At 49.1% G+C, this 15,955-nt stretch carries 11 protein-coding genes and 1 pseudogene; 6 read left to right on the plus strand and 6 right to left on the minus strand.

The window, feature by feature from the left end:
• Nucleotides 1-11: 11 nt before the first annotated feature.
• The gene (gene gltA, locus M2133_RS03995; protein WP_277464675.1) at nt 12-1,505 is read left to right on the plus strand and encodes an NADPH-dependent glutamate synthase; all 1,494 of its coding nucleotides are present in this window, start codon (nt 12-14) and stop codon (nt 1,503-1,505) included.
• Between the two features lie 107 nt (nt 1,506-1,612).
• Here the strand turns inward: gltA and nagB are convergent, their stop codons facing one another.
• The 4 genes from nagB to M2133_RS04015 all read right to left on the minus strand — a co-directional run bounded on the left by nagB (nt 1,613) and on the right by M2133_RS04015 (nt 5,657).
• Nucleotides 1,613-2,428: a glucosamine-6-phosphate deaminase gene (nagB, locus tag M2133_RS04000; RefSeq protein ID WP_277464676.1), complete on the minus strand. Its 816-nt coding sequence runs from the start codon at nt 2,426-2,428 to the stop codon at nt 1,613-1,615.
• Between the two features lie 121 nt (nt 2,429-2,549).
• Complete coding sequence (locus M2133_RS04005) at nt 2,550-3,743, minus strand: FprA family A-type flavoprotein (RefSeq protein ID WP_277464677.1); 1,194 nt, start codon at nt 3,741-3,743, stop codon at nt 2,550-2,552.
• Nucleotides 3,744-3,798: 55 nt separating this feature from the next.
• Nucleotides 3,799-4,620 (minus strand): prolipoprotein diacylglyceryl transferase, encoded by an 822-nt coding sequence (gene lgt, locus M2133_RS04010; RefSeq protein ID WP_277464733.1) that lies wholly within the window; start codon nt 4,618-4,620, stop codon nt 3,799-3,801.
• A 140-nt stretch (nt 4,621-4,760) separates the two neighbouring features.
• Entirely contained in the window at nt 4,761-5,657 is an 897-nt protein-coding gene (locus M2133_RS04015) for a diaminopimelate dehydrogenase (protein ID WP_277464678.1), read from the minus strand.
• A 327-nt stretch (nt 5,658-5,984) separates the two neighbouring features.
• On the opposite strand from M2133_RS04015, the gene M2133_RS04020 reads away from it, so the two are divergent.
• A complete protein-coding gene (locus M2133_RS04020) occupies nt 5,985-6,407 on the plus strand; it encodes a DNA-binding protein (protein WP_277464680.1) in 423 nt (140 codons plus the stop codon).
• 88 nt (nt 6,408-6,495) lie between these two features.
• Here M2133_RS04020 and M2133_RS04025 read toward each other — a convergent pair whose 3' ends face one another.
• Nucleotides 6,496-7,488, minus strand: coding sequence for a sugar phosphate isomerase/epimerase family protein (locus M2133_RS04025; protein ID WP_277464681.1), 993 nt, complete (start codon nt 7,486-7,488; stop codon nt 6,496-6,498).
• A 186-nt stretch (nt 7,489-7,674) separates the two neighbouring features.
• Between M2133_RS04025 and M2133_RS04030 the strand changes: the two genes are divergently transcribed.
• On the plus strand, nt 7,675-8,619 hold the full coding sequence (locus tag M2133_RS04030) for a hypothetical protein (RefSeq protein WP_277464682.1): 945 nt from the start codon (nt 7,675-7,677) through the stop codon (nt 8,617-8,619).
• Between the two features lie 262 nt (nt 8,620-8,881).
• A complete protein-coding gene (locus M2133_RS04035; protein ID WP_277464683.1) occupies nt 8,882-9,385 on the plus strand; it encodes an RNA polymerase sigma factor in 504 nt (167 codons plus the stop codon).
• 86 nt (nt 9,386-9,471) lie between these two features.
• Here M2133_RS04035 and M2133_RS04040 read toward each other — a convergent pair whose 3' ends face one another.
• Nucleotides 9,472-11,334, minus strand: coding sequence for a biotin/lipoyl-containing protein (locus M2133_RS04040; protein WP_277464684.1), 1,863 nt, complete (start codon nt 11,332-11,334; stop codon nt 9,472-9,474).
• 223 nt (nt 11,335-11,557) lie between these two features.
• On the opposite strand from M2133_RS04040, the pseudogene M2133_RS04045 reads away from it, so the two are divergent.
• Nucleotides 11,558-11,662 (plus strand): annotated as a pseudogene (locus M2133_RS04045) (PLP-dependent transferase); the annotation flags it as partial.
• Nucleotides 11,663-11,807: 145 nt separating this feature from the next.
• A complete protein-coding gene (locus M2133_RS04050) occupies nt 11,808-15,944 on the plus strand; it encodes a hybrid sensor histidine kinase/response regulator transcription factor (RefSeq protein WP_277464685.1) in 4,137 nt (1,378 codons plus the stop codon).
• The last annotated feature ends 11 nt before the right edge of the window (nt 15,945-15,955 follow it).

Raw genomic sequence — 15,955 nt, forward strand, 5'->3', positions numbered from 1 at the left:
TAAACAAGAATATGGAAAAAGAACTTTCAGCTTTCAACTCTCAACTTTCAACTGTTTCGGAACGTCGTTCCGAAACCTGGCGTGAAGAGCTTCGTAAAAGCAAAAAAAATAAAGAACGGGCAGATATCGCCCGCGTGCACATGCCCGAACTGGATCCAACCTACCGCAGTCGGGTACGCAATGAAGAAGTAAACCTGGGACTTACCACGGAGCAGGCACTATTGGAAGCGCAACGCTGCCTGGACTGTGCCAATCCGACCTGTATGCAAGGGTGCCCGGTGAACATCAATATCCCTACATTTATTAAATACATCGAGAAAGGACAATTCCTCGATGCGGCGAAGACACTGAAAGAAACCAGTGCCCTGCCGGCGGTTTGCGGCCGCGTATGTCCGCAGGAGAAGCAGTGTGAAGCGCAATGTATCCATCTGAAAATGAAAAAGGAACCGGTTGCGATCGGTTACCTCGAACGTTTTGCGGCCGACTACGAACGCGAGAGCGGCAATATCTCCATCCCGGAGGTGGCTGCGCCGAACGGTGTGAAGATCGCCGTGGTCGGTTCGGGTCCTGCCGGACTCTCTTTTGCCGGTGATATGGCGAAACTGGGGTATGACGTGACGGTCTTCGAAGCCCTGCATGAGATAGGTGGCGTATTGAAATATGGGATTCCGGAATTCCGTCTGCCCAATACGATCGTGGATGTCGAGATCGATATCCTGCGTAAGATGGGTGTGAAGTTCCTGAACAACTGCATCGTGGGCAAAACAATCAGTTATGAAGACCTGCACACGGACGGCTTCAAAGGTATCTTTGTTGCCAGCGGCGCCGGCTTGCCTAACTTTATGAATATCCCGGGGGAGAACCTGGTCGGGGTGATGTCGTCGAATGAATACCTGACGCGCGTCAACCTGATGGATGCGGCGAATCCTGAAAGCGATACGCCGGTCTGGATCGGTAAGAACGTCGCGGTGATCGGTGGCGGCAATACGGCGATGGACTCTGTACGTACGGCACGCCGCTTGGGTGCCGACCGGGCGATGATTATCTATCGCCGGAGCGAAGAAGAAATGCCCGCCCGCGTGGAAGAGGTGAAACATGCCAAAGAAGAGGGTATCGAGTTTATGACGTTGCATAACCCGGTTGAATATATCGGTGATGAATTTGGCCGTGTCCGTCAGATGCGTCTGCAGAAGATGGAACTGGGCGAACCGGATGCTTCGGGTCGTCGTCGTCCGGTGCCTGTCGAAGGAGCGATTGAAACGATCGATGTCGATGAGGTGATTGTCAGTGTCGGTGTATCGCCGAACCCGCTGGTGCCGAGTGCTTTCAAAGGCTTGCAGGTCAGCAAATGGGGAACGATCATTGTCGATCAGGAAACGATGCGGTCTGATCTGCCGGATGTTTATGCCGGCGGAGATATCGTTCGTGGCGGTGCCACTGTGATCCTGGCCATGGGCGATGGACGCAAAGCGGCTGCGGCGATGGATAATAGCCTGAGAGGATAAGGAGTTAAGGGGTTTAAGGGGTACAAGGGGTTTAAGGTAAGGATCCTTAAGCCCCTTGGACCCCTTGGATCCCTTAAGCCCTTTAGGCCCCTTACCCCCCTTCTCCTCTAATCCTTCAACAACCCCTCCGGGCAAAGATTATCCTTCTCAATATCCTTAAAGTAGTTGTAAGTCCCTACCTTTATATCGGCGCAGGCAGCTTCGTCGGCGACGATGATTCCTTTCGGATGCAGTTGCAGGGCGGTAATCGTCCACATCTGATTGATCGATCCTTCTACAGCCTGTTGCAAAGCCCGGGCTTTGTTGTGCCCATTGACCATGATCAACACTTCTTTCGCATCCAAGACCGTGCCGACCCCTACGGTAACCGCCGTCTTGGGCACCTTATTCACATCGTTATCGAAGAAACGGGAGTTGGCAATGATCGTATCCGTGGTCAATGTCTTGATACGGGTGCGTGAACTCAGGGATGAGCCCGGCTCGTTGAACGCGATATGCCCGTCGGGACCGATACCGCCCAGGAACAGATCGACGCCACCTACGGCTTTCATCTGGGCTTCGTAGGCTTCGCATTCGGCTTCGAGGTCTTCGGCATTTCCGTTCAGGATATGTACATTCTCTTTCCGGATATCCACATGGCTGAAGAAATTCTTCCACATAAACGTATGGTAGCTTTCCGCATGGTCCTGCGGCAAGCCGACATACTCATCCATATTGAATGTCACGACGTGTTGGAAAGAGATCACCCCTTTCTTGTGCAACTCGATCAGGTTCTTATACATCCCTAACGGGGAAGAGCCCGTCGGCAATCCCAATACAAAAGGTTTCTCCGCTGTCGGATTGGCTTTCTTGATCTTGGAAGCCACATAATTCGCTGCCCATTGCGACAGCTGCTCGTAATTCGGTTCGATAATCAGTCTCATAGCATTTTATTTTATAGTAGTTGGTAGTTAGTAGTTAGTAGTTGGTAGACGGAAACAATATCCAGCGATTAGCAAGAATGATATCGCTTGCGCCTACTAACTACCAGCTACCAACTACTAACTACTTGTTTATTATTCTCTCCGCCATCGCCTCGCCCAACGCCCAGCAAGCGTCGTAATTGTCGGGTTTCATCGATTGCTTTTGCTCGGCAGGAACTCCTACCACTTCCCATTTCATCTCTTCGCCGAACGCGGTCAGCCGTTTGACAGCGGCACCGGCCCAGGTGAAGGAGCCGAAATAGCCGAAGAGGCGGTTCTTGACTTCCCGGATCTGGATTTTACTCAGGATAGACTCCACTTCCGGATAGAGCTGGTTGGAATAGGTCGGGCTACCGATAATCACTCCTTTGTATTTGAACACGTCTTTGATGATGTACGACGCATGGCTTTTGCTCACATTGTGCATCACGATGTTCTTCACCCCGTTGGCCGCCAGGGAAGAGGCGATCACTTCCGCCATCTGTTCGGTATTCCCATACATGCTGCCGTAGATAATCACCACACCGTCTTCGCCTTCGTACCGGCTCAGGCGGTCGTAGAGGGCGATCGTTTTTTCTTTGTGCGTCCGCCAGACGGGACCGTGCAACGAGCAGATCGTCTCGATCTCCAGGGCGGCGAGCTTTTGCAAGGCACGTTGTACCGGGCTACCGTATTTGCCCACGATATTGGAATAGTAGCGCATCATCTCTTCCCAGTAGGGCTCGATATTCATCTCATCGTCGAGAATGCCCCCGTCCAATGTGCCGAAGGTTCCGAAAGCATCGGCGGAGAACAGGATCTTATCGGTCGTTTCATAGGTGACCATCACTTCCGGCCAATGCACCATCGGTGCCATATAGAATTGCAACTGCCGACGGCCAATCGAAAGCGTATCGCCTTCTTTGACCTCGTGTAGTCCTTCCGTAATGCCGTGAAAGCCTTCAAGCATGCCGAAGGTTTTGCTGTTGCCCACGATCTGAACTTCCGGATATTGCTGGCGCAACAGGCGGATACTTCCGGCATGATCGGGTTCCATGTGGTTGACCACCAGATAGTCCAATGTCCGTCCATCCAGCGCGTCACTGATCTTCTTCAGGAAGATGTCCGCGAAACAGGCATCGACCGTATCCATCAACACCGTTTTCTCGTCCATAATCAGGTAGGCATTATAAGACACCCCATAAGGCAGGGGCCATAAATTCTCAAACAATTGTTTCTGCCGGTCGTTCACACCGACATAAAATACATCTTTGGCGATTTCTTTAAGTTTATACATAATTTAGTTGAAAATTGAAAATGAAGGATTTCTCCTCATTCTCATAATTCATAATTCATAATTTTTTGGGTCTAAGTGCCCGCCAGATAAAATAGATCCCGGCAAGTACAAAAGGCACACTCAGCCACTGTCCCATATTGAGTGTCATACCGACTTCGAAATCTTCCTGTACGTTTTTCAGGAACTCGATCAGGATACGTGATCCGAAGATACAGATCATAAAGATCCCGAAGATCAGTCCTTCTTTCTTCCAGGCTTCTTTTCGGAAGTAAAGCCACATACAAAGGGCGAAGGTTAATAGGTAACAGATTGCTTCGTATAATTGAGTCGGATGGCAGGGAACAGTGAATATCGGTTCGGCACCATTCATCCAGGCGTGCAGGTTGCGCACAAAACGGAACCCCCAGGGCAGATCGGTCGGATGACCGTAGATCTCATGGTTGAACAGGTTGCCCAAACGGATCAAGGCGGCGACCAAGCCGGTCGGTACCACCAATTTATCGAAAGCCCACAACATCGTATGATGACTCACCCGACGCGAATAGAAATAGATCGCAATAATAATGCCCAGCGTACCGCCATGACTGGCCAGTCCGCCTTCCCACATCTTCAGGATCTCTATCGGGTTGGCCAGGTAATACCCCGGATTATAAAACAGGCAATGCCCCAGGCGGGCACCGATCAGCATGCCGAAGAACGTATAATATCCCAACGACTCCAGCCATTTCTCCGGCAGCTTCTCCTGTTTCCACATCTTGCCGACGATCCATATCCCGATCATAAAACCGATAATAAACATCAGGGCATACCAACGAATCTCCCGACTGCCGATCGTGAAAATGGCCGGATCGAATGTCCAGGTTATATAATTGACAATTGACAATTGACAATTGACAAGGAATGAAGCTACCATATTTTTGTTCTTTTTATTATGTAATTCTTATCTTCTAACACAGGTAATAATTATCAATTGTCAATTGTCAATTGTCAATTGTCAATTAGAAAAAGAAGATTTGATTAAACGAGCCGTTTGATCAAGTCTTCTTTTTCTCCATAGACCATATCGATCACCGGCAGTTCGATCATCGTATAGGCACCCGGCTGTTGGCGGAAGCTGGCGCGTGCCACAGCGATAAGCACCTGGGCAGTCAATGCCGGATTGTTGATCTTCATATCGAACTCGATCAATTGATTTTGTGTCTTGCCGGAAACACCTTTACGTACCAGGTTTACCCCGTGACCCATATCCAACAGATTGTCTACACATTCGACCTGCATCACATGCGTTTCATCGTGCGCAAAATAATCATCCGCTTTGATCGCGGCGGCTACCTCTTTGAAGTTATAGCCTTCTTCTACTTCGATATACACCATGCGGCGATGAATACCGGTGCCCAGCGGAATAGTCATGCTCAAGGCCGCTTTCACTCCTTTGATCGCTTTGACAGCCACCGTATGGCCCATGCTCATGCCCGGTCCGAAGTTGGTATAGGTCACCCCTTTGGGAACCATCGCTTCCAACAGGGTACGCACCACCGAGTCGCTTCCCGGATCCCATCCGGCAGAAACGACGGCCACCGCCTTATGCGTTTTGGCCACAGCATCCAATGACCGGCGAAGATCTACAATACCCCCATGGATATCATAGCTATCGACGGTGTTAATGCCCATTGCCAATATCTCTTTTGCAAATGTTTCCACGCTGCGCGTCGGCGTTGCCAACACGGCCACATCTACATTTTCTAACTTCGTTATACTGTCAGTAACGGTATATTTTTTCAGTTCTTCCGGAATATCTACCGGGTTTCGACGAATCACACCTGCGCACTCAAAATCGGGTGCTGCCTCAATTGCCTCTAAAACGTACTTTCCAATGTTGCCATATCCTACGATGGCCGCTCTGAATTTTTTCATTTTGTCTTAAAATTTATACCAAATGCAAAGGTAATCATTTTTGTATTAACTTATACTGAAAATCTATCGTTTGGATTTCTGCCCTTCCGCAGGTATATGAATGACGAGGTTTATCTCTATTTTGAACACGAAATAGCTATAGTATAAGAAACTATCCGCGCGAGTAATTTAAGTTACCCACGCGGGTAACTTAAATTACTCGCGCGGATAGTCGTTTTTTCTCCCTATACTTTGTGTGTGTGTGTAAAACAAATACTTTTTTATCTTTGTAGCGATAGCAGAATCTTGAACTATAGATGGCGTAAAAAATCTTAAACTATATAATGTATGGCAATAAAATTCAAATTAGTCAAGTGTAATAACCTGGGACAGGACAAAAAACTCTATCCTTATAAGTATCACGCCCGGGAAGTGTATAGCGAAACCGTTCTTTTCGACGAGCTGATCCATGAAATCGCGGAAGCGGGAACCCCTTCCAATCAGGTAAAAGCCGTATTGGACCGCATGAGTCATCTGATGCGCAAACACATGAGCGAGGGACGGATTGTGCAGTTCGACGACTTCGGCAATTTCCGTTATTGCATCGGTTCGCCCGGTTTTGCCTCCGAAGAAGATTTTGACATAACCCAGATCCGACCTCCCCGCTTAGTCTTTAGTCCGGGAAAAACACTCCGAAAGAGTATTCAGAAAACCACCTTCAAATCGCAAAAGCTATATGAAATGGAAATTAATGCGCTGGAACAGAGTTAAGATAGAGGTCGCATATAATTACCGGGCATGATCGACGGATTGTCGACCATGCCCGGCTACAAAAAAAATCACGCTGAGTAGTTATTCTTTATTCTTTCGCGAAGAACGCGTCGAAGGCATGCGCGGAAGGCTGGAAATCGATGCGTTTGGTGAATGCGCAGGATTCCCGGGCACCGTGTTCGCGATCCATGGCGCTGTCTTCCCATTCCACGGAGAGCGGGCCTTGATAACCGATGGAGTTCAGGGCGCGGATAATCTCTTCGAAATTGATCTTTCCACGGCCGACGCTGCGGAAGTTCCAATACCGACGCGGATCGCCGAACGGCACATGGCCGCCGAATACACCGACTTGACGGGGCGTATCGCTCCACCAAACGTCTTTCATGTGCACATGGAAAATGCGGTCGGGGAACTGATAAATGAAATCAACATAGTCGACACCCTGATAACCCAGGTGGCTCGGGTCGTAGTTGAATCCGAACGCCGGATGATTGTTTACCGCTTCCAATGCCCGGCGGGCCGAGAATGTGTCGAAAGCGATCTCCGTCGGATGCACCTCGAGGGCAAAGCGGATACCCAGTTTCTGGAACTCATCGAGGATCGGCGTAAAGCGACGGGCAAATTCCACATAACCTTCGTCGATCATTTGGTTGACAAAAGGAGGGAACGAGTAAAGCAGGTGCCAGATCGGGCTACCGGTGAAGCCGACAACCGTCTTTACACCCAAGGCTTTAGCGGCTTTGGCTGTGCGGATCAACTCTTCGGTGGCGCGGGAGCGAACGCCTTCCGGATCACCGTCGCCCCAGATATACGCGGGAAGGATGCCTTTGTGGCGGGCGTCGATCGGGTCGCATACGGCCTGACCGATGAGGTGGGTCGAGATGGTGTGTAATTGCATACCGTGTTGAGCCAACAGATCTTTGATGCCCTGGTAATAGGCTGGATCGGTTTGCCGTACATCCAGATGGTCGGGAAGGCCGATTTCAATACCGTCGTAACCGAATTCTTTAGCTTTTACACAGACAGTTTCTAATGATAAATCACCCCACTGGAGGGAATACAAGGTAACAGGACGTGCCATAATTTTTATTTTTAGGTATTAGATATATGTATGCTTTGATATTCAAAAGCTAGCTTCAGAAGCCGCTTTACAAAGCTAAAAAAAATACATTTGCGCCTCACTTTTTCTTGCTTAATATTTTTTAAATTCCAAAAAAAGTATTTTCTTTAAGGTGATATTTTTAGGTTTAACTCAAATACCAATGCTATGAAAGTAAAAAGCTATTTGGTTTGGATGAGCACTCTGGCTCTCCTTAGTTGTAACTCCTCTCCCGATCCGGTTGATCCGCGATTTGTTGATCCGGAGGAAGAGGTTTTCCCCGTGAAGTTCTCCTTGTTGCTGAAAGAAGAAGTGTACTCCTTTCCGGAAACCCGTGGTATCCCGCCCTTGAATATCCCGGAACCTATTGCTGTGGTGCGTGGCGAAGATCCCAAAACGCTCGAAGACCTTTGTTGCCAGATTGAATATATTGTATTCAAAGATGGTGAAACAACGCCCTACCGGAATCTTACCTATACCCGGGAGGACTTGGATTTCGGAGTGCTGTCGGATGAATTGCCCCGTGGAGCGTATGAATTTGTGGTGATTGCCCACAACTCTTCTTCGGTGTCGCTCCAGGGAAATGCGCTGGCGTTCGACCGGGTGACGGATACATTTCATCATGCTTTCTTCCTGGAAGTAGAGCCGGGGGATATACATGAAGAAACGATCACGCTCTACCGTGTAGTCAGTAAGATTGAATTTGTCTCGACGGATATCGTACCCGACGATGCAAAAGAGTTTAGTATCCGGCTGGACAAACATCCTTGCCTCTTGAATTTATCGACCGGCCACGGTCTGGCCCCGGAAGAGCAGGAGCCTCTTTTCACTTATTCGCTGACCGAATATATCGGCAGTACGGATGTCACCCATGCCTTCTTTACGTTTGTGCCGGAAGAGGGTGTGTCTTTAACCGCCCATCTGAAAGCGATAAATACGACCGATGACATTCTGCGTGAGCGTACGGTTGAGAATATACAACCGGTTGTGAATAAGATCTTGCGGTATACCGGGAGATTATACAACTCTTCTCATTCGGATGATGAATTTACAATCATTCTGGATGAAAATGGCGAATGGAGTGAGACGATCGAAAATGAATTGGGGGATTGAAATGAGGCTATCTGTTGAATATCCGCGGGGGAAAACTTGTAATAAGTGATCGAAATGTTGTAAAAAGTGAAATGCTCGATTAAAAGGTGTTGTAAAAACTATTCATTTGTTGAATAAGTGCAAATAAAGTCGTTATATTTTTATTTTAATAAATTTTATACTTATTAAAATGTTAATTACGAAATTAATAAATACATTTGTTATGTGCTTAAAAAGAAAGATACATAATCTTAAATGGAATAAATTAAAATATATATATAAAATGAATGCACTTAAATTTCAAAAAAACCTATTAGGTTTACAGGAGAACATGATGAACTTTGCCCTGACGTTGACGGCGAACAGGGATGATGCACAGGACTTATTGCAGGATACGACTCTTAAGGTTCTCGGCAATCAGGACAAGTATGTTGACAACATCAATTTCAAAGGGTGGGTGTTGACGGTTATGCGTAATATTTTTATCAATAACTACCATAAAGTGGTACGTACGCAAACGATTATAGATCAAAATGCGGATTTGTACAATTTGGAGATGATGAGCGAATCCGGTTTTGATAGTCCGGAAGGGTCTTACCAACTGGGAGAGATCAATCAGGCTATTGAAAATCTGGATGGTGAATTACGCATACCCTTCTCTCTCTATTTGAGCGGCTATAAATATCAGGAGATTGCGGATCAGCTGGCTCTGCCTTTGGGCACGATTAAGAGCCGTATTTTCTTTGCCCGTAAAGAATTACAAGAGAAGTTGAAAGCATATAAATAAGAAAATACGACTCCGATGATAAGGACATGGCATACAAATGTTTTTTAAAAGGCTATAGATTTTGTTTATCTATAGCCTTTTTTGATTTATTCAACTTCCAGCATGGGCGTTCCCTCCGGAACGAAATCGCCGATATTGACCAGTATTTGCTTCACTTTGCCGGAGTAGGGTGAAGAGATATTGTTCTCCATCTTCATCGCTTCAAGAATTAAAACATTCTCTCCGCTGGCAAGTGTATCCCCGGGTTTTACCAATAACTGAAATATACGTCCCGGCATTGGGGCGGCAATGATCTGTCCGGTGATCTTTTCCGCCTGCTTTTTATCCGTATCCGGCAGGTTGTCGTGCCCGTTTATCCCTGTTTCTTTAGCATGAATCTTCTGATACTGTTCCTTTTTGAACTTCATCAGATAATCTTTTGCTACGGTCGGGAATAATTCCAGTAACAATTGTTCCTTATTATTTTCTGCCAATGGAGTATTGCCGCAATCAGCCAATAGCGGATTGGGTTGCATCTCGTATGCGGAGGTGTCGTAAGGGGTTTCTTCCCGTACACCGGCAATCTTAAACCGGAATTCCGGATCGACGGGCACGGGTGTTTCGCCGTATTCGCCTTTGACCAGGTTCCGGAACTGGTTGGATACATTCGTGTATTGGGGTTTCCCGTTTTTCTCATCGAGCGCGCAGTTCACTGCTTGTACGCCGACAATCTGGCTGGTCGGCGTGACCAAGGGAGGCAGGCCTGCATCCAGCCGGACACGCGGGATCAATTCCATTGCACGTTGCAGGATGAATTCACTTTTCAATTGCTTGAGCTGGGCGACCATATTGGTGTACATCCCGCCGGGTATTTCGGCTTTCTTCACCAATTCGTCGGGTTTGGGAAATCCAAAATGAGCTTCAATGCCGTGGCAAGCCTGGATCAACACCTCTTCGTTGTTTTGTTGGGCGGCTTTGATGGCCGTATCGAATAATTTATCAACGGCTTCGGGTAGCTGATCCCTCAATGGGGAGAACTTGTTGGGGTATTGTTTGATGACATCATACGCTTCCAGCTCTTTCCGGATATAGAGTAACTCCCCGTTTATCTTTTCTATCGCCTCCATATCCAGATCGAGGTCAATGCCTAATTTCTGACAGAAAACGTAGATCAGTTCAATTGGAGGGGCTGCCGGACCACCAGCGAAATACCAGATATTGGTATCAATTATATCAACCCCGTTTACGATTGCGGAAAGAACGGAGGCTAAACCATATCCGGGTGTGCAATGGGTGTGAAAATCAATAGGTATCGACAGGTTTTTCTTGAAAAGCCGGATCAAGGCGGCAACGCGACTCGGGGGAATCAATCCGCTCATATCTTTGATCGTGATCATATCGGCGCCTAATGCCTCCATCTGTTTCGCTTTCGTAAGGAAATAGTCGTCGGTGAAGATCTTATGGGGAAGCTTCTTCCCTTTCAGCTGGGCTTTCAACCGTTCTGTTGTGGAGAAATGCGGGTCAATGGTGTAGCAGACGGCGCAATCGGCAATGCCTCCGTATTTCTTGACCGACTTAATGGTCGATTTGATGTTGTTGATATCATTCAGCGCATCGAAAATACGCATGATACCCAGACCGGAGTCTATCGCTTCCCGGCAAAATCCGTCGATTACACTGTCGGGATAGGGATTGTAACCAAAGAGATTTCGCCCGCGGGATAAAGCGGTCAGTTTGGAACTCTCCCCTACGGCTGCTTTTATTTTTTCCAGTCGATCCCATGGGTTCTCATGCAGATACCGCATGACTGAGTCCGGAACAGCTCCGCCCCAGACTTCCATTGCGTAAAAACCGGCATTTTGATAAAAAGGCAACACCCGATCAATCTGTTGTTGAGTCATGCGTGTCGCGAAAGCGGACTGTTGACCGTCGCGGAGGGTCAAGTCCCTGATTTTCAATCTTGGCTTCATTTTCGTGTCGTTTAGTTTAGATGTTTTAAACGGTGTAAATGTATCGATTAAGTTTAATTAAAGAATTATTTCTTCAATGATCTTAAACATACGACTAAAAGAACTATATTTGCCTGATCTTTATTACCTTGCCGTAGAGTTTTTTGTTTGAAATACGAGAGCAATACTGGCTTATATCGATATCCCGTAACCCTGTTTGATCTCCGCCATCACAAAAGTACTGGTCAACGAGCCCAAGCTGTCAATTGCATCGGCAACCGTCCGCCTTTCTATCGGAACGGAGCATATCGAGGATCTCCTGGCGGATCTGAAGCAGGCGTTGCAATAGAATGTCAGCTCCGCGAAAACTTATGCCGCATGTTCTGCAGCATATCCTTAATGTATATTGAACACTTACAGGCCGGAGAATCCCATTTAATCCGTATATTTGCGTCTGAATCCAACGATTGAGAGGTAAAACGGTTTCTATGTGTGTGCGCAAACTATTATGGAATACGCTGGCGGTTCTTTGCCTGATAAGCTTTAAGCTATCGGCAGGGCAGTCGCTTTCATATACCTTCGAACAGCTGTCCATCCAGGACGGCTTGCCGACCAACGAGGTGAACTCGATCTTCCAGGACAGCGACGGGTTTATCTGGCTGGCCACCCGGGGAGGGCTTTGCCAGTACGACGGCTATTCGATCCGCACCTTCAAGTCCAATCTCTATACTCCCGGTTTACTCAACAACAACAATGTCTACAGCCTGACGGAAGACGCGGACAAACAACTCTGGATCGGCACGTCCAATGGATTGAATGTATTGGATAAACGCACGGGCACGATGCGAAAGATCGTGAACGAATCGTTGCGCGAAAGCCTGATCACCCGTATCCTTTTCCCGCGATCGGGAGGTATGTTGATCGCTACCGAAGGCGGTGTCGAGCAATACGATCCGGCGACAAACACCTGTACGCCTTTCCTACCCGACCGGTTGGTTAGGGCTTCTATCAAAGAACTGATGGAAGATTCGCGGGGGAATATATGGTTCGGCACCTGGGCGGAGGGATTGCATCGCTATGACCCCGCCACTGATCAGCTTTATACGTATCCCCAGCTGAGCAAGGAGAATTCCTCGCAAGCGGTATTTGAAGACAGCCGGCAACGCATCTGGGTAGGCACCTGGGATAACGGTTTGTACTGCATCCAGAATCCGTACGAACCGGAAAAGCTCGACATCCGGTCGTACACCTACGCCAAGGATAATCCGCAAAGCTTAGCCGATCGGTATGTATTCTCCATCTCGGAAGACCTGAACACGGGCATGATATGGGTGGGCACCCGCAACGGTTTGAGCATTCTGGAAGATGAGGCAACGGGCCGATTCCGCAATTATGTTCCCGACAACTCGGCGAGCGCGATATCTTATAATGTAGTGCAATTCCTGTTGAGGGATAGGCAGGGACTGATGTGGATCGCCACCCTGGGCGGCGGGGTGAACTATGTCGTTACGGAGAACTATGATTTCGGGATCAATACATTAAGCGATTTCTCCCATGAGTTTGTACACAACCCCTCTATCCGCAGTGTATTGGTGGCCAAGAACGGATTGATATGGCTGGGGCTCGGCAACCTGGGGTTCCTGATCTATAACCGCATCACCGGGAAGTACGTCTATAATATGGAATCTGAGGAGTTCGGTTTTATCGGGCGTATCCCTACGGTCAATACCATTGTGCAATCGCCCACGACGGGCAAGATCTGGATCGGCACCTACGACTGGGGCATTGTGGAATACGACGAGACGGCTCCCCGCGGGAAACGCGCCCGGCTGTTGAACCGCGATGCCTGTCCTTGGGTCAACAACCAGTGTATCTTCTCTATCCTGGAAGATTCGAAGGGCAACACCTGGTTTGGTACCCGCAACGGGATCAGCATATTGAAAGCCGACGGGGAAGGCATCAACCTAAGTAATCTGTACGCCGAATCCACCCTGCTTTTCAACCTCTCTATCGTGGCGATGCAGGAAGACCGGCAGGGAAATATATGGGCAGCGACCAGCAATGGCGGCATCATCCGCATCACCGGCGACCCGGCAAAAGCGGATGAACTGCAGTTTAAGAAATATATCCCGGAGAAGAATAACCTGAACAGTGTCACGGTCTCCTGCCTGTTTATCGACAAACAGCAACGCCTCTGGGCAGGGGCGGAAGGCGGCGGCCTGAGCTTGTATGACACCGAGGCGGATGGCTTCCGTCCGGTCCACCAGGCATTATCTCTTCCCGGCGATGCGATTATGAGTATCCAGCAGGATACCAAAGGGAATCTGTGGCTGGCTTCGAACGCCGGCTTGATCCGTTTGGCTGTCCCCGACAGGATTGAAGAGGCGACACACCATCTGTACACCCTTTCCGACGGGCTGCAGGACAATGAGTTCAACCGCAATTCCGCTTTTACCGACATTAACGGTGAGATGTTCTTCGGTGGGCACCACGGATACAATTTCTTCTTCCCCGACCGGATGTCGGGCGATGAGGCCTTCCCTCCCGTCCGGGTGACCGATATAAAGATATACAATCAACCCTGGGATCAGCTGCCTGCCCAAGCGCGACAGGAAATCTCTCCGCATGCCCCGGATTTCACCGAGCAGATCCGGCTGTCGTACAAACGGAACAATTTCAATATCGAGTTTGCCGCCCTGGGTTATGCCGCTCCGGCGCAGATCAAATATGCTTATCGGCTGGAAGGGTTCGATCCGGGCTGGCAATATACGGATGCTTCCCGGCGGTTTGCCTACTACAACAACCTGGAACCGGGAGAGTACACGTTCCAGCTGAAAGCGACCAACCGCAACGGCATCTGGGACGAGGAACACATCCGGACAATCCGCGTGGAGATCCTGCCGCCTCCCTGGAAGACCGGATGGGCTTATCTGTTGTACACCTGTATCGTATTATTGCTTCTCTATGCCATTTACCGTTTTATCCGTTACCGCCTGAAACTGACCCAGGCGCTTCACCTGGCGGAGATGGAACAGGCCAAGCGCGATGAGATCAACCATTCGAAACTGATGTTCTTTACCAATATCACCCACGAGCTTCTCACACCGCTGACCATTCTCTCCGCGTCGGTGGATGAGGTGAAGTTGTTGAGTCCTGCCCTGAATGAACAGTATAAGGTAATGACCGCCCATATCAACCGGTTGATCCGCCTATTGCAGCAGATCCTTGAATTCCGCAAGGCGGAGAGCGGCAACCTGCGCTTGAAGGTATCACAAGGCGACCTGGTGCAATTCGTCCGCAACAGTATCGAGAGTTTCCAGCCGTTGATTAAAAAGAAGCAGATGACTTTCCGGTTCGAGAACGATCCAATGCCACCGGTCTATTTCGATCCGGACAAATGGGATAAGATCCTTTACAATCTGTTGTCGAACGCCGCGAAATACAATACGCCCGGTTCGAATGTCGGGATCTCGCTCGCCTACCGTGAAGCGTCCGGCGAGGTGGTGCTTTCGGTCAGAGACAACGGCAAGGGCATGTCGCCGGAAGAGACTAAAAACCTGTTCAAACGTTTCTACGAAGGCGATTACCGGAAGTTCAATACGATCGGCACAGGCATCGGGCTCTCCTTGACGCGCGACCTGGTTGTTTTGCATCACGGCGAGATCGTGGTTGAGAGCGCTCTGGGCGAAGGCACGGCGTTTATTGTCACCCTCCCGGTCCATAGAGACCACTACCAGGCGGAGGAGATCGATGAAGATCAACAGATCGATACCTATTCGTATGCCGCGGAGGAGGAACCGGGAGATACGGTTTCGCCCATCGCTCCTACCGCGGAGAAGAAATACGCGTTACTGTTGATCGAAGACAACGAGGATCTGTTGCGGTTGATGGTCAGGCTCTTGAGCGTCGAATACCATATCTTCACCGCGCAGACCGGGAAAGAGGGCTTGGAAATGATGGAAAAGGAAGAGATCGACCTGGTCGTCTCCGATATTATGATGCCCGAAATGGATGGCATCGACTTCTGCAAGCAGGTAAAGAGCAAGCTGGAGATCAGCCATATACCGGTTATCCTATTGACTGCCAAAAACCGGGAAGAAGACCGGGTGGAGGCCTACGAATCGGGAGCCGATGGTTTCCTGAACAAACCGTTCAACCTGAGTATCCTGCATGCCCGCATCAACAACCTGTTGAAAGCGAAAGAACGCAACAACCGCGATTTCAAGAAACAGCTGGTCTTCGAAGCCAATGAACTGAACTACACCACGGTCGACGAAGAATTCCTGCAACGGGCGATCGACCTGGTGCATCTCCACCTCGACGACGCGTCCTTCGATCAACATCTGTTCCAGCAGGAGATGGGCACGAGCAAGTCCACGCTCTACCGGAAGATCAAGTCACTCACAGGCCTCAACACCTCCGCTTTCATCCGCAATATCCGCATGAAAGCCGCCTGCCGCATCATGGAAGAGAAGAAACATCTGCGCATCTCCGAACTCGCCTATGCCGTCGGCTTCAACGACCCCAAATACTTCAGCGTCTGCTTCAAAAAAGAGTTCGGCATGCAACCCAGCGAATATATGGAACGCTTCGTGCCGGAGGCGGTATCCCGCAGGGATTCAAACGCGTAATCCCCTTGCAA

It is taken from the genome of Parabacteroides sp. PF5-6 (genome assembly GCF_029504695.1).
In the GTDB taxonomy this organism is placed as follows: Bacteria; Bacteroidota; Bacteroidia; order Bacteroidales; family Tannerellaceae; genus QVMG01.